Annotated in this window: 25 protein-coding genes; 10 read left to right on the top strand and 15 right to left on the bottom strand. The window is 46.8% G+C overall.

Annotation, left to right across the window (positions count from 1 at the left end; all coding sequences use genetic code 11):
• Positions 1–326: 326 nt before the first annotated feature.
• From queA to ruvA, 3 genes are all read right to left on the bottom strand, one after another.
• Complete coding sequence (queA, locus tag LBPC_RS03585) at positions 327–1,400, bottom strand: tRNA preQ1(34) S-adenosylmethionine ribosyltransferase-isomerase QueA (RefSeq protein ID WP_041091430.1); 1,074 nt, start codon at positions 1,398–1,400, stop codon at positions 327–329.
• Positions 1,401–1,579: 179 nt separating this feature from the next.
• On the bottom strand, positions 1,580–2,596 hold the full coding sequence (ruvB, locus tag LBPC_RS03580; protein ID WP_003583784.1) for a Holliday junction branch migration DNA helicase RuvB: 1,017 nt from the start codon (positions 2,594–2,596) through the stop codon (positions 1,580–1,582).
• 110 nt (positions 2,597–2,706) lie between these two features.
• Complete coding sequence (gene ruvA, locus LBPC_RS03575; protein WP_003563967.1) at positions 2,707–3,303, bottom strand: Holliday junction branch migration protein RuvA; 597 nt, start codon at positions 3,301–3,303, stop codon at positions 2,707–2,709.
• Positions 3,304–3,395: 92 nt separating this feature from the next.
• Between ruvA and LBPC_RS03570 the strand changes: the two genes are divergently transcribed.
• Positions 3,396–3,992, top strand: coding sequence for a TVP38/TMEM64 family protein (locus tag LBPC_RS03570; protein WP_003563965.1), 597 nt, complete (start codon positions 3,396–3,398; stop codon positions 3,990–3,992).
• Between the two features lie 100 nt (positions 3,993–4,092).
• Here the strand turns inward: LBPC_RS03570 and LBPC_RS03565 are convergent, their stop codons facing one another.
• Both LBPC_RS03565 and LBPC_RS03560 read right to left on the bottom strand, forming a co-directional pair.
• Positions 4,093–4,566, bottom strand: a complete 474-nt coding sequence (locus LBPC_RS03565) for an S-ribosylhomocysteine lyase (RefSeq protein WP_003563944.1) — start codon at positions 4,564–4,566, stop codon at positions 4,093–4,095.
• Between the two features lie 125 nt (positions 4,567–4,691).
• Positions 4,692–5,825 carry a vitamin B12 independent methionine synthase gene (locus LBPC_RS03560; protein WP_003569302.1) on the bottom strand — a complete coding sequence of 378 codons (1,134 nt, stop codon included), beginning with the start codon at positions 5,823–5,825 and terminating at the stop codon, positions 4,692–4,694.
• Between the two features lie 82 nt (positions 5,826–5,907).
• On the opposite strand from LBPC_RS03560, the gene LBPC_RS03555 reads away from it, so the two are divergent.
• The 3 genes from LBPC_RS03555 to LBPC_RS03545 all read left to right on the top strand — a co-directional run bounded on the left by LBPC_RS03555 (position 5,908) and on the right by LBPC_RS03545 (position 7,442).
• Positions 5,908–6,093: a hypothetical protein gene (locus LBPC_RS03555; RefSeq protein ID WP_003662934.1), complete on the top strand. Its 186-nt coding sequence runs from the start codon at positions 5,908–5,910 to the stop codon at positions 6,091–6,093.
• Positions 6,094–6,317: 224 nt separating this feature from the next.
• A complete protein-coding gene (locus LBPC_RS03550) occupies positions 6,318–6,779 on the top strand; it encodes a DUF3290 family protein (RefSeq protein WP_003563939.1) in 462 nt (153 codons plus the stop codon).
• 9 nt (positions 6,780–6,788) lie between these two features.
• Positions 6,789–7,442: a DUF421 domain-containing protein gene (locus LBPC_RS03545; RefSeq protein ID WP_003563937.1), complete on the top strand. Its 654-nt coding sequence runs from the start codon at positions 6,789–6,791 to the stop codon at positions 7,440–7,442.
• A gap of 9 nt (positions 7,443–7,451) precedes the next feature.
• Here the strand turns inward: LBPC_RS03545 and LBPC_RS03540 are convergent, their stop codons facing one another.
• Positions 7,452–8,297, bottom strand: coding sequence for an alpha/beta hydrolase (locus LBPC_RS03540; RefSeq protein ID WP_003662932.1), 846 nt, complete (start codon positions 8,295–8,297; stop codon positions 7,452–7,454).
• Entirely contained in the window at positions 8,294–9,199 is a 906-nt protein-coding gene (locus tag LBPC_RS03535; RefSeq protein WP_016387054.1) for a hypothetical protein, read from the bottom strand. The genes LBPC_RS03540 and LBPC_RS03535 overlap by 4 nt, the downstream gene beginning before the upstream one ends.
• A gap of 260 nt (positions 9,200–9,459) precedes the next feature.
• On the opposite strand from LBPC_RS03535, the gene LBPC_RS03530 reads away from it, so the two are divergent.
• Positions 9,460–10,284, top strand: coding sequence for an aldo/keto reductase (locus LBPC_RS03530; RefSeq protein WP_003662927.1), 825 nt, complete (start codon positions 9,460–9,462; stop codon positions 10,282–10,284).
• A 143-nt stretch (positions 10,285–10,427) separates the two neighbouring features.
• Positions 10,428–10,901 (top strand): class Ib ribonucleoside-diphosphate reductase assembly flavoprotein NrdI, encoded by a 474-nt coding sequence (nrdI, locus tag LBPC_RS03525; RefSeq protein WP_003583770.1) that lies wholly within the window; start codon positions 10,428–10,430, stop codon positions 10,899–10,901.
• Positions 10,902–10,910: 9 nt separating this feature from the next.
• Here nrdI and LBPC_RS03520 read toward each other — a convergent pair whose 3' ends face one another.
• Complete coding sequence (locus LBPC_RS03520) at positions 10,911–11,843, bottom strand: alpha/beta hydrolase (protein WP_003593634.1); 933 nt, start codon at positions 11,841–11,843, stop codon at positions 10,911–10,913.
• A gap of 121 nt (positions 11,844–11,964) precedes the next feature.
• On the opposite strand from LBPC_RS03520, the gene LBPC_RS03515 reads away from it, so the two are divergent.
• Positions 11,965–12,423 carry a MarR family winged helix-turn-helix transcriptional regulator gene (locus LBPC_RS03515; protein WP_003593632.1) on the top strand — a complete coding sequence of 153 codons (459 nt, stop codon included), beginning with the start codon at positions 11,965–11,967 and terminating at the stop codon, positions 12,421–12,423.
• Between the two features lie 87 nt (positions 12,424–12,510).
• Here LBPC_RS03515 and LBPC_RS03510 read toward each other — a convergent pair whose 3' ends face one another.
• The 5 genes from LBPC_RS03510 to LBPC_RS03490 all read right to left on the bottom strand — a co-directional run bounded on the left by LBPC_RS03510 (position 12,511) and on the right by LBPC_RS03490 (position 16,592).
• Positions 12,511–13,179, bottom strand: a complete 669-nt coding sequence (locus tag LBPC_RS03510) for an HAD family hydrolase (protein ID WP_003563923.1) — start codon at positions 13,177–13,179, stop codon at positions 12,511–12,513.
• Between the two features lie 117 nt (positions 13,180–13,296).
• The gene (locus LBPC_RS03505) at positions 13,297–14,451 is read right to left on the bottom strand and encodes a cation:proton antiporter (protein ID WP_003563921.1); all 1,155 of its coding nucleotides are present in this window, start codon (positions 14,449–14,451) and stop codon (positions 13,297–13,299) included.
• Positions 14,452–14,480: 29 nt separating this feature from the next.
• The gene (locus LBPC_RS03500; protein ID WP_003583765.1) at positions 14,481–15,002 is read right to left on the bottom strand and encodes a GNAT family N-acetyltransferase; all 522 of its coding nucleotides are present in this window, start codon (positions 15,000–15,002) and stop codon (positions 14,481–14,483) included.
• Positions 15,003–15,269: 267 nt separating this feature from the next.
• A complete protein-coding gene (locus tag LBPC_RS03495; protein WP_003563917.1) occupies positions 15,270–15,617 on the bottom strand; it encodes a hypothetical protein in 348 nt (115 codons plus the stop codon).
• A gap of 51 nt (positions 15,618–15,668) precedes the next feature.
• Positions 15,669–16,592, bottom strand: a complete 924-nt coding sequence (locus LBPC_RS03490) for a proline iminopeptidase-family hydrolase (RefSeq protein ID WP_003574094.1) — start codon at positions 16,590–16,592, stop codon at positions 15,669–15,671.
• Between the two features lie 177 nt (positions 16,593–16,769).
• Between LBPC_RS03490 and LBPC_RS03485 the strand changes: the two genes are divergently transcribed.
• From LBPC_RS03485 to LBPC_RS03475, 3 genes are all read left to right on the top strand, one after another.
• Positions 16,770–19,118, top strand: a complete 2,349-nt coding sequence (locus LBPC_RS03485) for a cation-translocating P-type ATPase (protein ID WP_016365333.1) — start codon at positions 16,770–16,772, stop codon at positions 19,116–19,118.
• 104 nt (positions 19,119–19,222) lie between these two features.
• The gene (ndk, locus tag LBPC_RS03480; RefSeq protein ID WP_003563911.1) at positions 19,223–19,672 is read left to right on the top strand and encodes a nucleoside-diphosphate kinase; all 450 of its coding nucleotides are present in this window, start codon (positions 19,223–19,225) and stop codon (positions 19,670–19,672) included.
• Positions 19,673–19,699: 27 nt separating this feature from the next.
• On the top strand, positions 19,700–20,434 hold the full coding sequence (locus LBPC_RS03475) for an SDR family NAD(P)-dependent oxidoreductase (RefSeq protein ID WP_003595697.1): 735 nt from the start codon (positions 19,700–19,702) through the stop codon (positions 20,432–20,434).
• Positions 20,435–20,724: 290 nt separating this feature from the next.
• On the opposite strand, the gene LBPC_RS03470 is transcribed toward LBPC_RS03475, so the two are convergent.
• Both LBPC_RS03470 and LBPC_RS03465 read right to left on the bottom strand, forming a co-directional pair.
• Complete coding sequence (locus tag LBPC_RS03470) at positions 20,725–21,969, bottom strand: ISL3 family transposase (RefSeq protein WP_041091424.1); 1,245 nt, start codon at positions 21,967–21,969, stop codon at positions 20,725–20,727.
• A 194-nt stretch (positions 21,970–22,163) separates the two neighbouring features.
• On the bottom strand, positions 22,164–22,514 hold the full coding sequence (locus tag LBPC_RS03465) for a hypothetical protein (RefSeq protein ID WP_003563904.1): 351 nt from the start codon (positions 22,512–22,514) through the stop codon (positions 22,164–22,166).
• Positions 22,515–22,525: the final 11 nt, after the last annotated feature.

Genomic DNA, 22,525 nt, shown 5'->3' with positions numbered 1-22,525 from the left:
TGATTGACTTAACCTTCAAGAAAGTCCGAGCTTTCCGCTTTTCTCATACCATCTTCCCTGTTAGAATGAAGTTAAGGACGGGATCACCGTTACCGTAGTTTTCGCACTTCCCGGGTTTTGACCCGGCCATTGTGATCGCCTATGAATACGTTGTTCCACGCAGCGATGCGTTAAAAGAAAAATCGAGACATGTCTGTTGGTATGTGTTGATGTGATCCCGTCCGTTAAAAAATCGGCTTGCTTAAATGCAAGCCGATTTTTTAGTGAGCGCGAATAAGTTGCTGCGTCGGTAAACACGCTAAAGTGAGCAGAAACTAGCTTCGTGATTAGTAAATGAACATCGCATCGCCAAAGCTGAAGAAGCGATATTTTTCGTCGATCGCATGCTTATACGCATTTAAAATTGTATCGCGCCCGGTGAACGCTGCCACGAGCATAACTAACGTTGACTTTGGCAAATGGAAGTTGGTGATAAACGCATCAACAACCTTCCACTGATACCCTGGCTTGATAAAAATGTCAGTCCAACCCGAATCTGCCTTGATGGCACCATCAAATTTGGTACCGATGGCCTCGAGGGTGCGAATGGATGTCGTACCGGTAGCAATAATTCGACCGCCATTGTCGCGAACATCATTCAAAGTTGCTGCTGCTTCTGGAGTCAACCGATAAAATTCACTGTGCATTGTATGTGCTTCGATGTTTTCCTCAACTACTGGCCGGAAAGTACCCAAGCCAACATGCAACGTCAAGTAAACCAACTTGACGCCCTTTTCTTGCACTTTTTTCAGCAAGTCTTTGGTCCAGTGAAGACCGGCTGTTGGTGCCGCTGCAGAGCCTAGCTCTTTAGAATAAACAGTTTGATACATTTCTGGATCTTCAAGCTTTTCCTTGATGTAAGGCGGCAATGGCGTCTCGCCTAACTTATCGAGGATTTCCATAAAGATGCCGTCATAGTCAAAGTGAATCATTCGACCGCCATGTTCGAGTTCCTTGGTAACTCTGGCCTTTAGTAAGCCATCGCCAAAATCAATCACCGTGCCAACCGGAGCCTTGCGCGCAGGCTTCATCAAGGTTTCCCAATCATCACCAGACGTGTTGTTAAGCAATAACACTTCCATATGGGCACCAGTCTCTGGCTTAACCCCATACAATCGCGCTGGCATCACCCGCGTATCATTCATGACCAACGCATCACCTGGCTTGAAATAATCAAGAATGTCGTAAAAATGCTTATCTTGCATCTCACCAGTTTCAGAATTTAATACCAACAGCCGACTGGCATCACGTTCCTTCAAAGGTGTCTGCGCAATCAATTCATGCGGCAGGTCATAATCGAAATCCGATAGCTGATAATGTTTGTCTTCTACTTTGTGATAACGTTTGTTCTCTTGCACCATATTCGCTTCCATTCATTTTAATCAGTGAGCGCGAGCCAGCGCGGTTAGCAACCGGAATGTAAGCGGCCTTGGACGTGATGGTCGCTTTTTGACCATTGCGACCAAGGTCCTTACATGCAGGTTGCTGCGCTGGGGAGCGCGTTATAGTTGAGCGCGAGCCAGCGCGGTTAGCATGTTGCCTAATGTTGCTCAGCCGACATCCCCATATGTGCAAATCCGGCTGGCGTCACCATGCGGCCACGCGGCGTTCGTTTCAAATACCCGATCTGTAACAGATAAGGCTCATACATTTCCTCAATCGTTGCCATTTCCTCGCCGATGTTAGCGGCAATCGTTGAGAGTCCAACGGGGCCGCCTTCGTAATCACGAATCATGAACATCAACAGTTTGCGATCAATTTGGTCTAAGCCTTGCTGATCGACTTGCAGCTGGTCAAGCGCATGGTCAACCATTTGTATATCAACTGGACTCTGCCCCGCAACTTCGGCAAAATCACGGATACGTTTGAGCAGCCGATTAGCAACCCGCGGTGTTCCCCGCGACCGTCGGGCAATTTCATGAGCACCTTCAGCATCAATCGCCATATCGAAAATTGTTGCTGATCGTTTGACGATCTCACTGAGGTCATCAGCAGAATAATACGCCATATGTTCACTGATGCCAAATCGATCACGTAACGGAGCGGAAAGCATGCCAGCGCGCGTTGTCGCCCCAATTAAGGTGAAGGGAGGAAGCGGGAAATGCACAGGGTGGGCGGTTGGCCCTTGACCAACCACAATATCAATATAAAAATCTTCCATCGCTGAATAAAGCATTTCTTCGACAATTTTTGGTAGACGGTGAATTTCATCAATGAACAAGACATCACCGGGATGCAATTCATTCAGCAGTGCCACTAAATCACCCGGTTTTTCGATAGCAGGCCCTGATGTCGTGCGAATATTGACGCCCAGTTCATTGGCAATCACCAAAGCCAACGTCGTTTTTCCCAAACCAGGCGGTCCATAGAGCAGAACATGATCCAATGACTCTTCGCGCTGTTTGGCAGCCGTGATATAGACTTCCAACTGATGTTTGACGCGATCCTGACCAATATACTGCGCGAGCATCCGGGGACGTAAACTTTTTTCGATCTGTGCTTCATTCGAATCGTCAACGTCGCCAGAAACCAAGCGATCCTTGTCTGCGTCTGCCAAAAGCCCACTTCCTCTCTAGTTAACATGCTATTAAAAGCACGGGAAAAATTTTATCGTGATTCAAAAGCCGCTTCCGTTGTCGTCAACGGTCAGCTTCAGTATAATCAAGCCTAAGCCTTGCCGCTTAATAGCCGCAAGCCTTCGCGTAAATAGGCATCAGTTGTCTTGGCACTGAATGCCTTCAGTGTGTCAGTGAGACCATCAACGGTGCGTTGCGGGTAGCCCAATGCCACGAGTGCCGCTAACGCATCTGCAAGTTCCGAATCAACGTCACTGGCAACTGGTGCAATCGCTGCTGCCGCTGGTTGTCCATCTGTTGTGATTTTACCTTTGAGATCAAGGATAATCTGGGCAGCTGTTTTCTTACCGATCCCAGGAAACTTAGTCAAAAACTTCACATCATCTTGAGCAATCGCAGTCGCCAAGCCGCCGCTAGACACGTTCGCCAAAATGGCCAACGCTGACTTCGGGCCAATGCCTGTGACCGTCAATAGCTGGTTAAAGGTACGCTTATCCGCAGCACCTTCGAATCCATAAAGTGTCTGGTCGTTGTCGCGAATGATCAGCTGCACATAAACACGTTTTTGCTCGCCAGCTTCAAAATGATAAGGATTGGCTACCAGCAGACGGAACCCGATGCCATGCACATCGATGACGATGTAAGCCGGGGTCACCGCCTGAATAATGCCTTCAAAATACTCGTACATAAGCTCTCCATTCAGTACGTATGTTTGGTATGCTTGATTCATTGTAGCATAGATGTTTTCCTGATGATGAACTGTTCTGAGGCCAAAAATAGATGAATCCAAAAAATGTGCGTCGTCTGATTAATTTTGCCACCATCGTTGTTGTTATCTTATTAGCAGCAGTAGCCATTTACTGGTATGACTTAGGTATTCTTTCAAACATCAATGCTCTGCAGGCTTACATTGCTCGCCTCGGAATAGCCGGCGCTTTATTTTTTATGCTCATTCAAGTCATTCAGGTTGTCATCCCGATCATTCCTGGCGGTGTCAGTACGGCGGCTGGCGTGATTTTGTTTGGCCCATGGACAGGCTTTTTTTACAACTACATCGGTATTGCAATTGGCTCGTTTATCAATTTCCATCTTGCTCGGCGATTTGGTAAGCCGCTGCTTACTTATCTGATCTCTGAAAAAACCTATAACAAATACATCGGCTATACCAAAAATCAGCAACGCTTTGATCGCTTTTTCACGCTTGCTATCATTTTACCGGTTGCTCCTGACGACGTTTTGTGTCTGCTTGCCGGGTTAACTAAAATGACCTTTAAAAAGTTTTTTTGGATCATTATTTTAGGCAAACCTATCACGATCCTCGCCTACAGTATGAGTTTGATTTATGGCGGGCAATGGCTAATCCACTTATTTCAATAATCCTTCGAACATGAAAATGGCACTGTCAAACTCATTTAGCGAGTTGTAGCAGTGCCATTTTTATGCGGCAATTTTGAGCTGGTGGGATTGAAACCAAGCCTCAGACAACCTGACGCGTGTACGGGTCATTTGAAATGCCGCGGCTCAAAATTAACTTCGCCCACTCCTTTGCTGAAAACAGGCTGTGATCCTTGTAATTGCCACAACTCTTGATGTCAACACCAGGGACGTCATCCCAAGTAATGTCATTGGCAATGGCCTCTAAGCTTGACTTCAAAGCCTTGGCCACTTCGGTTGTGCTGTGCTCACCCCAAGTAATCAAGTGGAAACCGGTGCGGCAGCCGAATGGTGAACAATCAATAACGCCGTCCATCCGATCGCGCAATAACGATGCCAGCAAGTGTTCAATCGTGTGCAAGCCAGCCGTATCAATGGCTGCTGTGTTTGGTTGTACCAACCGCAAATCATAGTTTGAAATTACATCACCCTTTGCACCATGCTCTGTCGTAATCAACCGAACATAAGGTGCTTTAACAGCTGTGTGATCCAAGGTGAAACTTTCAACTTTTGCCATAATATAGAAATCTCCCTTTTAGTTTTGATGACACATTTATCATATAACACAACAGTGGTATCTGTTAAAAAAATCTGAGCGCGAGCAGGAGCGCTCAGAAGCCGAAACATAAGTGAAAAAACAATCTAAGCATCCGCCCAAACTCGCTTGGCAATTTTTTGAACCAGAGCCAGTTTCGCCCACTGGTCATCTTCAGTAACCTTGTTACCTTCTTCGGTTGAAGCAAAACCGCATTGAGTGGACAACGCCAGATTCGTCAGCGGTACGTACTCAGTCGCAGCGTTAATTCTCTTGATAACGGCATCCTCATCTTCCAATTCAGGAAACTTCGAAGTAATCAGGCCTAGGACAATGCGCTTATTAGTATCGCCGTGCCACAACTTTGTTAACGGTTCAAAAGACCCCGAACGCTGATTATCATACTCTAGGAATAAGCCGTCATACGGCAAATCACCGATGTAATCTGCCACATATTGATACCCGCCGGAAAACAGGAATGTCGACTGGAAATTGCCGCGACAGATATGCGACGTCACGGTCAAGTCTTCTGGCAGTTTCACCAAAACCGCCTTGATCACGCGGTGTGCCAATTTAGCGAGGTCAATAAACCGCTGATGCGCCTTGGGATCATTTTCAGTATCTTTTAGATTCTGAATCAAGTAGGCCCAGTTAGTATCGTCAATTTGAAGATAGCGGGCACCTAAATCATAGAAATGTTGAATCGTATCCACATAGGCTTGGACAACGTCAGCCAAATAATCATCAAATCTGTCATAATATTTTGCCCAGTTATCGCTGCGATGGTCACGAAAGAGCAATGCAGGACTCGGGATGGTCTGTTTGGGGAGAACCCCTTCTGGCACAATGCTCTGCAAATACTTAAAGGCGGCAAAAAATGGGTGATCAGGATTGAAGCTGACTTTCCCAGCAAGATGCACATTAGCTGCTGCGTTAATGCCGCCTTTGAAGTCGTGTTCATACTGCCAACTATCATCTTTTTCAAAACCGTTCAAGCCCCATAAAAAGTCTAGATGCCAATAACGGCGGGAGAACTCACCATCCGTCACAGCTTTGAAACCAAGTTCAACTTGTCGTTTGACAATACGCTCAATGGCTGCGTGTTGAATGTTGAGTTCCTGATCTTGTTTAATTTCACCGATCGCAAGTTGTTGATGCGCCGCTTTTAAGCGTTCAGGCCGAAGCAAGCTGCCGACTAAATCGGCCCGGAAAGGAGCTTTTATTTGAACTTTTTCTGTCATGATGGTGGTCCTCCTTATTTTTCGTCGACAGACGCAGTGATGGCTTTTGCGGAAAGAATGTTGGGAGGGGGCGGTGCTTACGATGGCTTGGAAAGTGGGTTTGGGCTGGCTCGCGCTCACAAAAAAAAGCCGCCCCTTGACCATTTCTGATCAAGGGGCGACTTTGCGCGTTACCACCCTTATTCGCACTGGTTTTGATGCCAATGCCTCAACGGTACCAATTTTGATACCCGGCATGGTAACGGGTGCGCCCGTTTCAGTGGCGTGAACCGCTGAAAAGCTGTTTGGAGCTCATCTTCCCTGATTAACTGATCGCCTGCTTTCACTGTTCAGGCTCGCTTGTGATCTGCGCTTCAGGTACTCTTCTCCGCAAAGCAATCTGTCTGTCTAAGTTGGCATTATCATAACACCGCCAATCAAACTGTCAAGAATAACTTCTGTCATGTTCTGTTTCTGGTATGCTTTTGGTAGTTACTTTTTTGGAGGTGTCTCATGGGAACAACTTTTTATGCTTACAGCGTCTTAACTCGCCAAACTACTTGGCAAAGTACCTTCCGTTACATCATCATCATGGCAGGAGCTGTTGTGATTGTCGCCTATCTCATCTATTTTTTGCGCCACAAACACACAAACAAATATCGCGATCTATTGATTTTAGTTGCGTTGATTGAACTATTAACCATCGGCATTCAAATTCGTGATCTGCAAGCGAGCCGCACCGCAACCGCTGATTCACAGGCAGTCGCGACACTGTTGCGCAGTGTTGCCAAGCAAAAACAGGTGGGTGTGCAACAAGTCTATGCTAACAGCAACACAGTTCACACTGGCATGCTCGTCACCATCGGTAAGTCAACGAAAACCATGTTTACGGTGACGATCAATGCGGACAACAATAGCTACCAGCTCGATAAAACCACCTTGATTGTGCCTCAAGCAAACTTTGTGACTAAGTAGGAGGCTGTCATGCAACTTTTTAGAGATCCATATTTCATCACGGCAATGAAACTCTTGCTAGGCTTTATTGTGTTCGTTGCCCAAATCAAGCTCACCGGCAAAGGTAACCTTGCCCCAGCAACGATTGTTGATCAAATGCAGAATTACGTCCTTGGCGGTATTATCGGCGGGGTGATTTACAATACTGATATCGGCTTGCTCCAATTTGTAAACGTACTGCTGATTTGGACACTCATTGTTTTCAGTTCGAAATACTTAACTAACCATAACCGTTGGATCAAGCGTCTGATTGACGGCGAGCCTTTATTGGTCGTGCAGCATGGCAAAATTCGTGTAGAGACGGCGACTCAAGTCGGTCTTTCGGCAAATGATTTGGCTTACAAATTACGAACTGCTGGCGTAAACGATCTTCGCGATGTTCGGCAAGCCTATCTAGAACAAAATGGTCAGCTTAATGTCATCCTCAAAGGCGATGAAACCATCAAATACCCGTTGATTCTAGATGGCCAGATTGATCCCGCCGCACTTGATGCCATTGATCATGATGAAGACTGGCTGAAAGCACAGCTACAGGAGCAAGGCTATGAAACTGGCGACGTTTACATGGCCAACTATCTTAGTGGCAAAGTCGTTGTCACGCCGTACGACCCTAACAAAAACTAGCGCATGCCCTCACCAAATAAAATTATCAACCGCCTTAGCCACCTGCGGATTTTCATGAAGCGCACTATGCTGCGCTTTTTTGCCAACAAATTCTTTTTCTTGATAACTGGCGGTGCGCCCTTCAACTAAGTACTGCAATGAGCGCGATGAATTGTTTGCGACACGACCGTCTGAGTCTGAACCATCATCCACATCGCCATAAATATTCAAAACCTTTACATTTTTTGGAAAACGATCGCGCATTCTGGCTAACGTGGCATAATTCTCATCCGGCGGCGTCGGATAACCGTTTGGAGCAAGTTTAATACGATGAGGCTCATCGCCCATGCCGATAATACCGTCAAAATGGCCAGCAATCGCCACGTAAGCCCGCATTTTTGGCAATTTAGGGTGATCTGAGTTTTGAGTTGCATAGAACATCACTGCCATATTGCCCATCGAATGGGCCACAAAGTTGACCTGGCGAACGCCGTAACGTTGATAAAGTTCGCGATTAATGGTCGTCAACCAACCCGCTAGCTTGGCGTAATCCGGATTGACATTATCCTGAAAAATCACCTGAACAATCGGCTTGCTGACATGCCGTGCATTTCCTTGCCAGCTAACTTTACCATTTTTAGCGACAGTGGCCGTGAGCACCTTAGTTGCGCCAGACTGCTCAGCATGTCGAATCAAGGTATTAGTCGAGCCAGCACCCCCTGAATAGCCATGCAAGTATAGCGTTGCGGTTTGACCAATCGTCGTTTTCTCTGTCGTCGGTGTATCGGTGGGTTGTTCCTGATACCAGTACCAACCCGCTCCAGCGATAACCACAACCGCCGCAAATACGATAACAACCCAGCGTTTTATTTTCATAAAGCACTCCTTTCAGCCGTTAATAAGTCATCGTCCTCAGCCTGAGCGCGCGGGAAAAAGTGGCTCACACCCGCAACAAGCAAACCGATGATAATCGTCCATCCTGCGACGCGCTGCCATAATGGCGAGTAAGCCAGAATCAGATCACGTGTCAGTTGTTGATTAATCGCAATGCGTGATACGACAGCACCTAAGAAAGGATTCGCGGTGACAAACATGGCCATGAATCCGCCAATATATCCCATGACATAGGTCGAACGACCAGTTACTGCTAAGAAACGCCGCCATGAATGAGCGGTTTTGATCATAATGAGCAAAACAAAGGCCATCAGGATCGCCGCGACAATCACAGCTGTTTGCGTCATCAAAACCAGCAATGGATAAACTAATCCCCAGCCTTGTGCCATCACGTGTAAATTAATTTCGCGCTCAAGCGTTGTTTTCAAGCTGGCGAGTACTTTTTTTTGATCAAAATTTTGATGCTGCACAGTCGCTGCCGTTTGTAAGCGACTTGTGACACTCTCTTCAATGGTCGTCAACGAAACATGTGGCTGATGTAGTGAACTGGCCGCCACCATATTCTTAGCCAGTCTCTGGGTATCATCTGTAGTGACGAGCACTGTTCTTTTATCCAATGATGCCCCACTTTTCGCTGCAGCTGTTAACAACTGCTGATTCAACGTTTGCGTCAATTGATCTAGGCCTTTACTCTTGACGATAACCGCCTCGGTCCGCACTGGTGAGCCAATTGTGAGCATCATCCCTGTACTAAAAGCTTCGACAAATAATAATACCCAAAAAATCATCGTGAATAGTGCAAACCAGCTTCGTGAAACGGCTCGCCATTGTTGTGTTTTCGTGATAATCCCCTCTTTGTAAACGCGTAAAACTCCTACCAGCACAGAAACTAGACTGGTTTGCGCGCTATCTTTTGGCTTTATTATACACGAAGGTTTGTCGATGCTTGTATGCATGACTAGGTTTGGACTACACTATATATAGTGTTGTGCAGCTTAAAAAAGCGGACGCAGCGACGTATAGGAACTGTTGAACTGATGAATTTGGTTTCTTAACTGATTGGTCCGAGCACTTATTCAATCCCATCAGCTAGTCATCTGTGTCTTGTTTGACTATGAGCACATCTTAAAGGAGGTTCACAAGAATGAATTACACCTTAAACGACGGCAACGTCCTACCAGCAATCGGTTTTGGCACCTACAAACTTAATGGTGCTACTGGCGTTCGAGCAATGGTGGGAGCCGTCAATGTCGGCTATCGCATGTTGGATGCCGCTTTTAACTACGAAAATGAAGGTGCCGTTGGTGAGGCCGTTCGCCAAAGCGGCATTCCGCGCAGTCAGTTAACGATTGCTTCAAAACTGCCAGGTCGTCATCATCGTTATCAAGAAGCCATCGATACCATCGAAGAAAGTCTTTATCGTGCTGGTTTGGATTATTACGATCTCTATTTAATTCACTGGCCAAATCCTAAAGAGGATCTTTACGTGGAAGCTTGGCAGGCCTTGATTCAGGCACAACGGTTTGGATTGGTTCGCTCAATTGGCGTTTCAAACTTTTTGCCTGAGCATATTGATCGGCTAATTAAAGAAACCGACGTGACGCCAGCTGTTAATCAAATTGAGTTGCATCCTTACTTCAACCAACAAGCGCAACGTGAGTATGACGCAGAGCACAATATCCAAACAGTTGCTTGGAGTCCATTGGGTCGCGGCGCGGTTTTACAGGAACCAAGCATCAAAAAGATTGCTGCGGCACACGGTAAAAATGTCGGTCAGGTTATCTTACGCTGGGATCTGCAACATCAGATCTTACCGATTCCAAAGTCCGCACACCTTGCCCGTCAACGCACCAATCTTGATGTGTTTGACTTTACACTAACGAACGAAGAAATGGCCGCCATTGACAGTCTGACAAAACCGGATGGTCGGCTCAAGGATCAAGATCCGGCAGTTTATCAAGAATTCTAACGCCGCAAAAAAGAGCCGTGGTGCAAGCACTTGGCTGCTGTACCGCGACTCTTTTTAGCTGTTCTTCGTTTGGCATATCGGCAAAAAGCAAGCGACTGCAAAGGCTTGTGCCATGCTCACAATCATGAAAAGAGGCCATCACAATGACTGAACCTATCCACGTTTTATTTATTTCTATTTCTGGCAATACTCGGGCTTTTGCCCATCGCTTGGCAGCCTATGCACAAACGCAACATGATCAGGATGCTGCTAATCCAACAATTGTGCTGAAAGAAATTTCTGATGCCACACAAAGTGACGGTGAAACCAAACCATTTTTTGTCATGGTGCCGACTTATCTTGACGGCGGTAATGGTATTGATAACGGCGTCAAGGAGTTGATGACCACTGCCATGGGTGACTATCTGGCAGAAGGCGAAAACGCTGATCAATGCATTGGCATCATTGGTTCCGGCAATCGTAACTTTAACGAACAATACTGTCTCACGGCTAAACGCTATGCCAAAGAATTCGATGCGCCCTTCTTGGCCGATTACGAATTACGCGGAACCCCAAGTGATGCTGAGAAAATCTACGCGATTTTAAAGCGGGTTGCTGCCACCAATGCCGCCCAGTAACGTTGCGCTTCACCAGTTTGCGTTAAACCAGCCAACAACTCGCTTGCTGTAGGCTTGCTGATGATCAGGAAAACTCTTCGCGTGCCCTGCCCCTTTAACGACCCACAAGGCCTTCTTCGATTTTGTGGCTGCTCGGTAGTTTTGATACACCATGCTGGTTGGTACAAACTTATCCTTGCTGCCGTGAATAAACAAAATGGGGCGGGTATTTTTGTGCAACGCGGTGATGGCACTGGCATCAAATACGTTATAACCGGCTTTGATCGTGGCTGTCAGTGCCACTGACGGAATCAGCGGCCATTTAGGCAGATTGAACATTGCTTTGGCTTGATAAGTCAGTTCATCAATAATACTGGTATAGCCACAATCTTCGACAATACTTTTGACTTGGGATGGCAATTTTTCGCCACTCAGATACATCACTGTTGCGCCGCCCATGGAGACGCCATACAACGCGATTTGACTTTGCTGGCCCTGTTTCTTGATGATTTGATTGATCCACTTCAAATAATCCAGCCGATCTGGCCAGCCGTACCCGATGTAGTTCCCTTGCGATTGTCCATGGCCGCGATCATCTGGGGCCAAAACATTAAACCCTGCATCATGAAACATTTTGATTTGCGGCGCCATGAATTCTTTGGTGTTCATGTACCCGTGAGCGACCACCACCGTTTTGTTCGTTGGTTTCGCCGCTGGCACATAGTCGGCAACCAGGTTCAAATCGGCACCAGCCGCCTTTTCGGTCCACGTTTCCTTATGAACGCTTTTAAGCCACGCCTTACCGTCCTTGACAATTCGACTTTCGCCACCACTCAAAAAAGATTTTTTTGATGGCACAAATGCATATTGGTAGAAATACAGACTGGCGCCAACTAATCCCATAAGCAGAACACCGAAGATTGATAACAGCCCAATCAGCCAAGCTTTTTTATGTTTTCGCACACTAATAGCCTCCATAAGTAGTTAAAGCCCTTTACATAACTAAAAAGTGTACCGCAACTTTTAATAATTTCAAGTTACAGTTGCGGTATGATTTGTTAAGATAAACTTTGGAGGAAGAAAGATGACTGATGAATCTTTGCTACAGGCATATGTGGATGCCTATTTTTCAACATTCAAAAGTATTAATGAGCTAATCTCGGCACCGATGGCAAAATACCATCTTAGTTTTGAACAATTTCGGATTCTATCTGATATTGCCCATGATCCCGATATTAGCCTGACTGCCATTGTCGCCAAACGAGGCGTCACGAAACCGGCCGTGGCCCGCCAACTGCGCGTACTGCGCAATCTCAATTACGTGACCCAGACCAAGTTTGCAGCTGACCGTCGGCGTAACACTCTACGATTAACGCCGCTTGGAAAACAAGTTGAGGCGGAGATCACTAAAACTGCTACTGATCGCTTCGATCAGTGGGTTACTGCACTTGGCGAGGACAAAGCCAAACAGTTTGTTGACTTGCTCAATGAAATTGGTGAGAAACTGATTCATCCCCAACAAACTTCTGAGGACAATCAATAATTCGGTATCTCGTGCCAGACAAAAAAGACGTGCCATTTACAGGCACGTCTTTTTTGTCTGGTTCCTTAATCAAGCTTGATTAGGGCACTATTTTGCGTTGATCTTTGCTAGCTTCGCCAGTCCTGCAGGAATATCTGCAGGTTGATCAACTAAGACTTTGGCACCGGCTTCTTTTAGTTCTTTAGCAGAACCAAAGCCGTACGTCACACCCAGCAATTGAACATGATTGGCCTTGCCACCAATCATATCATTGGCCCGATCACCAATCATGACACTTTGATCGAGCGCAACTTGACTGTCTTTTAGCGCATAGGTCAAAATATCGGTTTTCGTGACCCGGGTTTCCTCATCGTCACTTGCACCGTACGCACCAGCAAAATATTGGTCCAACGAAAAGTGCTTTACAAGGCGATGCAGCATTGTTTCTGGCTTAGCAGAGGCAATGTAAAGTTGGTTGTCTTGTTGCTTGAGCTTTGCCATCGTGTCCAGAAAATTAGGATACAATTCAACCTGATAAAGGCCTTCCTCTTCGTAATAATGATGGAAAGCATCAATGGCCCGCTTAACTTCAATGTCATCAAGTTCTGGCCAAACCTTGGGAAGCATATCAATCAGCGCTGGTCCGATAAATTGCGTGTAGGCCGAATTGTCCAGCGGCCGCAATCCGCGATCCTGAACCATATATTTTAATCCTGCAACGATACCGACTTCCGAATCAGCAACGGTGCCATCAAAGTCAAAAAACAAATTAGCCATTTGAATCCCCCTCATAAACGCGGCCGCCAGTCCCGCAATGATTGCCCAGTCAACACATTTTTAAGAACTCGCACGCACGCTCGGCTTTATGTCGCGTTAAATAGACGCGCATCTTTATTATACAGGTTCCTGTTCACGCCGTAGCGCATCTTTCAAGATAATTGGGGCAATCAATGTCGTCAGGACAATCACAACAATAACCGCCGAGTAATATTCAGCGTCCATGAGTTTGGCCTCGAACCCAATTTGGGCGACAATCAATGCCATCTCGCCACGAGAAACCATGCCGGCACCCACGACATTACTCTGTAGCCAACTCGCACCGGCCAAACGATCACCAACCCCACAGCCGACCCATTTTGTGACTAAGGCTAATAAGGTCAAAATCGCAATAAACCCTAGATCGCGGCCAAAGGTATCAAACCGCATATTCAAGCCGACACTGACAAAGAACACCGGAATAAACACGGCATACCCAATCGCACTCAAACTACCATCCACTTCATGGCGATGACGTGTCTGGCCTACTGCCACGCCAGCGAAGAAAGCGCCGATAACGGCGGACATTCCTACAAGATCAGCCAGATAGGCCATACCGAGGCAAATGAGCAGAGACATAATGGTCACAGCCGACGACGGAAACATTTTTTCTGCCAAACCCATTAAGTATGGCGCAGCCCACCTGACAACCAAATAAATGCCGACAAAGTAGAGCAACTGTTCAATGATTTGCACCCAGAAAGGCAAACTCGCGGTCTTTTGCTCACCAAGGACTGCTACCGTGAAACTTAAAATGAGGACAGTGAGAATATCATCAACCACCGCCGCACCGAGAATGGTCGCACCATTTCGGCCTTCTAGGGCATGTAGCTCTTTTAAAACCTCAACAGAGATCGAAACAGAAGTAGCGGCAAAGGTAATGCCTAAGAATAGACTGCTTGTCATGTTGAAGCCCCAACTGCGTCCAAAAACGAACACAACAGCCACCGGTACAATGACGCCGATCATGGCGACCAACATGCCTGGTTTGAAGTATTTTTTTAATAAATCAAGGTCACTTTCCAAGCCAGCAAGAAACATCAAAATAATGACACCAATCTCCGCAAATAATGAAATCGTGTGACTTGGTGCCAACCAGCCCAATAACGCCGGTCCAATCAAAATACCAGCCAATAATTCCCCAATGACAGCGGGCATATTCAACAATCGGCTTAAATGCGCTAAAACAAGCGTTGTGACTAAGATCAGTGCCAAGTTGCCAATGTCCTGCATGTCGATCTCCTCCATTTCGTGTCTTTCTGTTAGTGTGCCAAACGAACCTCATAAGCATTGCGTTCAGGAACCGGTTCATCCATGTAAACAATGCCGCGATATTCGAAGCCCATTCCGGTGATGGCATGCTGCATGATCACATTTTGGGCATGCGTATCCACGCGCAGGTCATAGACACCGCGTCGATAGGCTTCACTCATAATATTACTAAAGAAAACTTTACTTAATTGATGACCACGAATGCTGCCATCAAGCGCAAATCGATGAACTGCCAAATAGGGCACATCGGCCAACCAACCAGCACCATCAATTTTGAGATAATGCGGATCAGGCCCTTCCACCAAAGCGGCTATGCCGGCAACCTGCCCATCAACGACCAAAACTCGCCCGATGCCTGTCGCTACATCTTGTTCAACCGCAGCCTGATCGGGATAGGTTCCTTGCCATTGTGAAATACCTTGTTCGCCTAAAAATTGCCGAGCAGAAGCAATAATCTTCATCATCGCGGGAATATCTTCTCGGGTAGCAGTACGCATCAACATAACTGGCATCAACATCATCTCCTAAATTATCGTGCACCCATTGTCCCGCATCTTGTCGCCCGTTTCAATGACGGCGCATAAAAGTGCGCGGCAGTTTTTGTGGTTAGTAATATGTAAAAAAATGGGCAAAAAATTTTTTTACATACGGCTCTGGACACGGCGATAAACATGTTCACAGGTGAAAAATCAACACGTAAAGCTGCGCATACTTAAGCAAAAAAGCCTGAGCAATAGATAATTGCTCAGGCTTTTGGTCTATTCATGTATCAAATCAACCTAATGCCGACGATGGGCGTGACGATTTTTACCAGCCGGTTTCTCCAAATATTCTGGAGCAAAAACATCCTGCTCGCCGCGATGTTCTGGCGCCAGCCGCCAATTACGCCGACCATGATGATGTTTATGCATCTCCAGCTTCAAGCTCAACTGCTTCGTGCGCTCTTTTTCGGCACGCAGTTTCTGGTGACCCCGAATGATAGCAATCCCGCCACCAAGTGTCAGAGCAATTGGAATCAAGTGAACAACTGCCAATGGAATGATTAAATCCGGCTGTTGTTCCAATGCCCGATCAAACGCTCGTACAGGTTCGAACAAGCTTGTTTTTAATTCATCATATTCAGACATGCAAGCACCTCCATATTTTGAAAAACTTACCTTACCATTCTTATTATAACGTTATTTAGAATGAAAAGCCGTCTTCGTGTCGGTTTTGACCAGCCAATCACCTAAATGACTGAAATAGTCAGTGGGGTTATCCAGCATTTGTCCATGACCAGCATTCGGCGTGACATGTAAGGTAGCGTCTGGGATTGTCTTCGCCATGCGTTCCGCGGCTGCCAGCGGCATCGTTTCATGACCGCCGAACGTCAGGTAGGTGGGTACGGCGATACGGTGGATATCTGCACGCCGATCCCAATCTTTAAGCGCACCCACCATCACAAATTCATTGTCGCCTTGAAAATAATTGTAAACTGGCGTGGCCAGCGTACTGATTAAGTGACGCGGCTGGGGATCTTTTGCATGATGCAAGTAGTGTTCGCCTAGCTCACTTACAAGCGCCTGATATTTTGCATCATCGAACGCGTGCTGCTGTTCAATTTGCTGCATGTAAGCGACATCTTCTTTTGAAAACATAGTTTCCCGAATCCGATTGATGTTCACAATATATTCGTCAAGATTGTCAATCATCGAACTCAGAATGACTCCGTTAAGATGCTCTGGATATTTCAATGCATATTCAATTGCCAGCACACCGCCCCACGATTGACCAAGCAGATAAAAGTGGTCAATCCCAAGCTGCTGTCGAACCTGCTCCACTTCGCTCAGATAGTAATCAATGTTCAGAAACTGCTGACGATTTGCCGGATCGGAGAAATCCGGCTGGTCGGAGTAAAATGACCCCAACTGATCATAACGGGTCACGCGCACACCATAAGGCGCTAGCCGCTCAGCAAAATTTTCAAAGACTTCATTGGTGCCGCCTGGGCCACCATGCAAGGTCATGAGATGGATATCACCTTTCCCTTGCGTCTGTGTCCACAAATGGTACCCACTCGATAACGTGATGAATTGCGTCCCGTCTGGATTAAGTTTTGGCATACAACCGCTTCTTTCTTGTCGTTTGTCTTCCATTATGCGAGTTTCGTGGTTGATGAACAACATTAAGCCACTTCGCAATCTTATAAGACTCTTCAAAGTTTAATAAAAACAGGTCGCTTATTCGTCATCTACCGGGATTGATTGGTAAAATGAATGAAAAGTATTGGAGGGCATGCGATGGCTGAGCAGAACATTTTGCCGGATCAGGGATTATCAACAAAGCAAGTTGAAGAGCGGTTTGCCGCGGGTCAACATAACTTGCCGTTAAAACCATTAACGCGATCAATTAGCCAAATTATCAAAGTAAATACGTTCACCTTATTTAACTTGGTGAACGTGGTTTTAGGTGCTTTGATTGTGACAACGGGCAGTTATAAGAACTTACTCTTTCTCGGTGTCGCGATCATCAACACAGCGATCGGGACCATTCAAGAAATTCAGGCGAAGCACCAGATTGATAAAATGTCAATTTTGGCAGCTGCTCGAGCCATCGTCATTCGTGATGGCAAAACACAAAAAATCGAGCTTGAACAATTGGTTATGGATGACATGGTGCACCTGAAACGCGGTGATCAGATTCCTGTCGATGGTGTGGTTGTCGCAACGAATGGTCTCGAAAGTGACGAGAGTCCTTTAACTGGTGAGTCTCGACCCATCACTAAAAAAGTGGGCGACAAGCTGCTTTCTGGCGCATTTATCGTTTCCGGTCAGGCAACCATGCAGGTCACCGCAGTTGGCGCCGCAACTTTTGCGGCAAAGCTTGCTTTGGCAGCCAAAGCCGAAAAAGGTAGCAAAAGTCAACTGTTGGCAACGATCAATCGCATCATTCGCGTGTTAACTTATGTGCTTATCCCGATTGGCGCAATTCTTTTCACCGTCTCGATGATCCGCCGAGGCAACTATAATCGGGCTATTTTAACAACCAGTGCCGCCATGATCGGCATGATTCCTGAAGGTCTGGTTTTGCTAACAAATGTGGCACTAGCCGTATCCGCCCGCAATCTTGCCGTTAAACGAGTTCTCGTTCGCGCCTTGCCGGCCATTGAAGCACTCGCACGAGTTGATACTATCTGTCTTGACAAAACCGGTACTATCACGAGTGGCAAACTTAAAGTCGCCGAAACATTGCCGATGATTGGGCAAACTGAAGCGACAGTCACCAAAGCCGCCGCCGCTATTGTTTATGCTCTAAATGACGACAACGAAACAGCAATGGCCATCAAAGCCGCCTTCCAAAACGATACCAATCAGCAAGTCACGCAGACAATGCCCTTCTCCTCTGCGCGTAAGTGGTCGGGTGCCGTTGTTGATGGTCAAGTATTGTTTATGGGCGCCCCGCAGTTCACATTCGGCGATCAATTACCAACACCGATTGCAAATCAAATTAAGGATGCAGCTGCTAAGGGCTACCGGGTTTTAGCCATTGGCACAGCAACCAAATTAGTGCATCCGTTGGTTAATCCCCAACTGCTCGGTCTGATTTTGATCACGGATGAATTGCGGCCAACTGCCATTAATACGTTCGACTTCTTCAAAACGCAAGGGGTGGCTTTAAAAGTCATCTCAGGTGATGATCCGATCACGGTCGCCAACATTGCCAAGCAAGCTCGCCTTGAAGGAGCTGATCAAAGTGTGGACATGAGCACCATTGCAGACAACGCAACCGCCAAAGATTATCAAACACTTGTGAAACGCTATAACGTTTTTGGCCGGGTCACACCTGAACAGAAGAAATCTTTAATCATGGCCTATCAAGCTTTGGGGCACACCGTTGCCATGACTGGTGACGGTGTGAATGACGTCTTGGCATTGCGTCAAAGCGACTGCAGTATCGCAATGGCATCTGGTGCCGATGCTGCCAGCTCTATTGCGGATTTCGTTTTGTTAGATTCAAACTTCGATGCCATGACCGGCGTTCTAAACGAAGGCCGCCGAGTCATCAACAACATTGAACGCGTGGCATCCATGTATTTGGTCAAAACGATGTATTCAGTCATCCTAGCCACTATTTTTGTCTTCTTGCCACTTGATTATCCGATTGTACCGATTAACCTCACACCGGTTTCTGCTATCGGGGTTGCCATTCCTTCCTTCTTCCTGACTTTGGAACCAAACTTCGAACGCGTGACTGGTCAATTTATGCAGAAGGTCATGACCATTGCCGCACCTGCTGCCATTAGTGTCGTCATCTACACATTACTGCTGACATGGATGGAGTCTTTCTTCCACTTGAGTTTTGAGTCTACTTCATCAATGGTAGCCATGTTGATTGGCACTATTTCATTGAATGTTCTGCTCGTCGTTGCCCGACCTTTCAACCGACTCAAGGTTGGCCTACTGGGTGGTCTCAGCATTGCCCTGTTTCTTGTCTTCTTCGTCTTCAGCTCAATTTTTTCACTTGTCAATCTCTGGCAGTGGCAGCTCGCGTTAATTTATTTGCCACTCATGATCTCAACTGTTCCGTTTTACTTGTTAATTCAAGAATTTCTTGGTCGCCGTGTTTTGTCAAAAATCAATTGGCGATGAAAACGATGAAAATGCCCAACGACCTTTTTTGTTCGACGGTGACTCGTGTATACTGAGATTGCAGGAATTTTCTGAAAATAGTTAAGGAAACGAGGCACACACACATGGCAGAAGAACAAACTTTAGTCTTGGTCAAACCGGATGGTGTTGCAAACGGACATATTGGGGATGTGATCACGCGGATTGAACACCGCGGCTTCACAATTGATGCACTGAAAGTCACACATGCAACGGCAGATCAGTTACATCAGCATTACGCAGCACTTGTTGGTGAGCCTTTCTTTCCAAGAATCGAACGCTTCATGACGGGCGGTCCGATGGTGGCAATGATCGTGAGCGGCTTCAATGTGATCGAAGCGGTGCGTAAAATGACAGGCGCCACGAATCCCGCCGAAGCAGCGCCCGGCACGATTCGTGGAGATTTTGGCCGTGAATGGGCCGACAAAACTATTCGCAACGTCATTCACAGTTCCGATAGTGAGACAAGTGCCCGACGTGAAATTCCAATCTGGTTCCCTGATCGTCAATACGCCCCTCATCAGCCAGAAAAATAGGGTCAATAATTGAAAGAAGTGAGGATCATGGTTAAACGACAGACGTTAACTTTGATCACCGGTGCCGATAAAGGGATAGGCTTTGAAACCGCAATGGCGCTTGGTAAACGCGGTCAGCATTTGCTTGTCGGTGCGCGCAATCAGGCACGCGGTGAACAGGCTATTAACAAGTTGCACACAGCTGGCGTATCGGCAGAATTGGTCATCTTAGATGTGACCCAAGCCGGCACCATTGCGACGGCCGCGAAACAAATTGAAGCCTCACATGGCTATCTCAATGTTCTGATCAATAATGCTGGTATTGCCCTAGATGCCCATCAACCACCTTCACAATTGCCTGTGATGACAATGCGTCAAGACTTTGAGGTCAACTTTTTCGGCTTAGTCAGTGTCACACAGGCGATGATCCCGTTGTTAAAAAAGGGTGCTCCCGCTAAAATTATCAACGTTAGCAGCAACATGGGTTCACTCGGTTTGGCTAGCGATCCTGACAGTCGCTTCTTTCAGGTGAATTCACTTGGATATCAAGCCTCAAAAGCAGCGGTGAACTTCGCCACCATTGATTTTGCCAAAGAGTTACAGCCAGATCACATTAGTGTCAACTCAGTCAATCCTGGGTGGACTCGCACAGATTTTGGTGGTAATCGCAGCGGCGAACAAACGGTTGCAGAAGGTGCTGCCCAAATCGTCAAACTCGCCGCTGACGATAGCCCTGATTTGAATATGACATTTACAGAAACCGCGGGTAAATTGCCATGGTAATGTAAAAAGAGTCCCTTGCCGTGCTAAATTCCGCAATTTCCGGTTAGATCCGGCTTGCAACACATAGCTAGAACGGAGACGGTGCTTCGAGCCCCATCTGGCCTACGATTGTTCAGCGTTGGCACTGGCATCTTTAGATCCTAACAAGTTATCCATATGACGCAGTAAAAGAGGCATGATTTCCCCAAGTCAGAAAATCATGCCTCTTTTTCGGCTCTACGCCAACTGGTGTTGAAGAATAAATTTATCATTTGAGGCGGTTCTCCATTTGGGGAGCCGTCTTTGTCATGTTATGCCGTGATTTGGTAGATTCGTTTGAAGAAGTTCAGCTGATTCTTGAAGCCAAAACAGGATCGTTTGAGTGACTTGATGAGGCGGTTAACCCCTTCGATCGGACCGTTGGAATAAGGGCTGGTGACAGCGGCGAGAACAGCGACTTTGTGTCGCTTAAGCGTCGCGATCGTCATGTCCATTGCCGTACCGTTTGGCTCGTAAGTAGCTAACAGGTTTGCCAGTTCCGTGGGATGTTTCTTCACCATCAAGGCATCATGAAGCGCTAAGTAGGTCTCGTAGGTTTGCTTGAGCTTGGGCTCAGTATCAAGTGCGATATCGATGGCCTCCTGTTGCGTGACGTATTCATTCAAACCAAACAGGAACTGTTTGTGTTTAGCGTCAGGCGCAGTTTGATGAAAAAGCCGCCAGTTTGTCTTCATGATCTTATAAGGACGGCTGTGTTTGTCATCAAGCTGTTTGAGCGCTTGGACGCGTACCTGATCAAGGGCACGAGCCGCAAGTTGAATGATATGGAACCGATCAATGACGACTTGGGCCTTGGGGAAAACCTCATGAATAATCGTCTGATAAGCTGCATTCATGTCCATGGTGACCGTCTGGACCCGAGTGCGTTCAGCGAGTGAATAATGAGCGATGAAGAAGTTTTTAATCGTGCGGTTGAATCGATCACCAAGCAAGGCAATCAGACGATGTGAATCGGCATCAAGACAGATAAACGACATCATGCCATGAGTAGAACGGAACTCATCAAAGCAGAGTCGCGTGGGCAGCCGGCGAGCCGGTCGGAGTTTGAGATTTTGGTCAATGATCCGTTGAACCGAGGAGGCTGAGATTCCGATAATACGGGCGATGGTTTTGACTGGCAACCGTTCATGCGCTAACTTCATGATTCGCTCTGTCATGTGAGCGGCGATCGTGTGGTTGGGTTGCACGAGTGGCGTCTTGGCACTGACTGTGTGGTAACAGTTATGACAGCGCCATCGTTGCTTGTGCAAGTCAATGACTGTCGGCATTTCAACCCCATTGAGGACGCGCACGTGGGCCGTATAAAACCCGTTAGGGTGCAAGGCCTCAAAGCCACACAGTGGGCACCGGGTTAACCGGTAAGTCAGCTCGGCATCAATCACATGATACTGGCGGCGACGTACCCCGTTGCCGCGATATTCATGACGAACAAAGGCAACTTTGATATTATGGTCTGGTATTCCAAGGACGGACAGTGTAGGATCGTATTGGGACATTTACTCATAACCTCGCTTGCTTTTGGTTTCGACGCTAACAAGCATAGCATGGACACTGAGTAGGTGTCTTTTTGCGTTATCCAAAAAGGGCCTACACGTTCAGTGTTGATTATTTCTCAACACCAGAAAGTGTAGACCCTCTTTTTCGTTACTATGAATGATGTCTCAACTTCTCGTTTGATGATCAATCAGGCTTAATAATAAGTCCGCCGATTACCGAAATTCAATTTAGCGATGATGGTGTTCGGTTCGGTTTGATCAGGTGATTGCAGCCACAAGCCGCGAGAAGAGAGTTCTTTGAATAAATAGTTAGTTGCCGCAATTTCTTCAGCCGCTGGATCGTCAATCTTGGCGCCGGCTTGGTGCGCCTTAGCGATGGCCACATCTAATGACAGCGTCACCGTATCTGCGAAAGTATCATTCAACGTTGTATACAGTTCATTAATCTGATCATCCAAATAGGCTTCTAACGCCTTGAAGAATGCTGCATGATCAGCTTTGCGATCAAAATAGCGCGCCACGAGCTGATTATTGTCGATTCCCATATATATATAAC

Origin of the sequence: Lacticaseibacillus paracasei subsp. paracasei (genome assembly GCF_000829035.1) — a bacterium.
GTDB classification, from domain to species: Bacteria; Bacillota; Bacilli; order Lactobacillales; family Lactobacillaceae; genus Lacticaseibacillus; species Lacticaseibacillus paracasei.
This window is presented reverse-complemented; position numbering and strand designations above follow the sequence as displayed.

Bases quoted from the DNA above. Each gene is read 5' to 3' on its own strand.
- queA (WP_041091430.1), bottom strand. From the start codon at position 1,400: ATGGTGCAAGAGAACAAACGTTATCACAAAGTAGAAGACAAACATTAT.
- LBPC_RS03560 (WP_003569302.1), bottom strand. From the start codon at position 5,825: ATGACAGAAAAAGTTCAAATAAAAGCTCCTTTCCGGGCCGATTTAGTC.
- LBPC_RS03515 (WP_003593632.1), top strand. From the start codon at position 11,965: ATGACTGATGAATCTTTGCTACAGGCATATGTGGATGCCTATTTTTCA.
- LBPC_RS03540 (WP_003662932.1), bottom strand. From the start codon at position 8,297: ATGAAAATAAAACGCTGGGTTGTTATCGTATTTGCGGCGGTTGTGGTT.
- LBPC_RS03550 (WP_003563939.1), top strand. From the start codon at position 6,318: ATGGGAACAACTTTTTATGCTTACAGCGTCTTAACTCGCCAAACTACT.
- LBPC_RS03570 (WP_003563965.1), top strand. From the start codon at position 3,396: ATGAATCCAAAAAATGTGCGTCGTCTGATTAATTTTGCCACCATCGTT.
- nrdI (WP_003583770.1), top strand. From the start codon at position 10,428: ATGACTGAACCTATCCACGTTTTATTTATTTCTATTTCTGGCAATACT.
- LBPC_RS03500 (WP_003583765.1), bottom strand. From the start codon at position 15,002: ATGCCAGTTATGTTGATGCGTACTGCTACCCGAGAAGATATTCCCGCG.
- LBPC_RS03490 (WP_003574094.1), bottom strand. From the start codon at position 16,592: ATGCCAAAACTTAATCCAGACGGGACGCAATTCATCACGTTATCGAGT.
- LBPC_RS03545 (WP_003563937.1), top strand. From the start codon at position 6,789: ATGCAACTTTTTAGAGATCCATATTTCATCACGGCAATGAAACTCTTG.
- LBPC_RS03485 (WP_016365333.1), top strand. From the start codon at position 16,770: ATGGCTGAGCAGAACATTTTGCCGGATCAGGGATTATCAACAAAGCAA.
- ndk (WP_003563911.1), top strand. From the start codon at position 19,223: ATGGCAGAAGAACAAACTTTAGTCTTGGTCAAACCGGATGGTGTTGCA.
- ruvA (WP_003563967.1), bottom strand. From the start codon at position 3,303: ATGTACGAGTATTTTGAAGGCATTATTCAGGCGGTGACCCCGGCTTAC.
- LBPC_RS03470 (WP_041091424.1), bottom strand. From the start codon at position 21,969: ATGTCCCAATACGATCCTACACTGTCCGTCCTTGGAATACCAGACCAT.
- LBPC_RS03510 (WP_003563923.1), bottom strand. From the start codon at position 13,179: ATGGCTAATTTGTTTTTTGACTTTGATGGCACCGTTGCTGATTCGGAA.
- LBPC_RS03495 (WP_003563917.1), bottom strand. From the start codon at position 15,617: ATGTCTGAATATGATGAATTAAAAACAAGCTTGTTCGAACCTGTACGA.
- LBPC_RS03530 (WP_003662927.1), top strand. From the start codon at position 9,460: ATGAATTACACCTTAAACGACGGCAACGTCCTACCAGCAATCGGTTTT.
- LBPC_RS03565 (WP_003563944.1), bottom strand. From the start codon at position 4,566: ATGGCAAAAGTTGAAAGTTTCACCTTGGATCACACAGCTGTTAAAGCA.
- LBPC_RS03505 (WP_003563921.1), bottom strand. From the start codon at position 14,451: ATGCAGGACATTGGCAACTTGGCACTGATCTTAGTCACAACGCTTGTT.
- LBPC_RS03555 (WP_003662934.1), top strand. From the start codon at position 5,908: ATGGCTTGGAAAGTGGGTTTGGGCTGGCTCGCGCTCACAAAAAAAAGC.
- LBPC_RS03475 (WP_003595697.1), top strand. From the start codon at position 19,700: ATGGTTAAACGACAGACGTTAACTTTGATCACCGGTGCCGATAAAGGG.
- LBPC_RS03465 (WP_003563904.1), bottom strand. From the start codon at position 22,514: ATGGGAATCGACAATAATCAGCTCGTGGCGCGCTATTTTGATCGCAAA.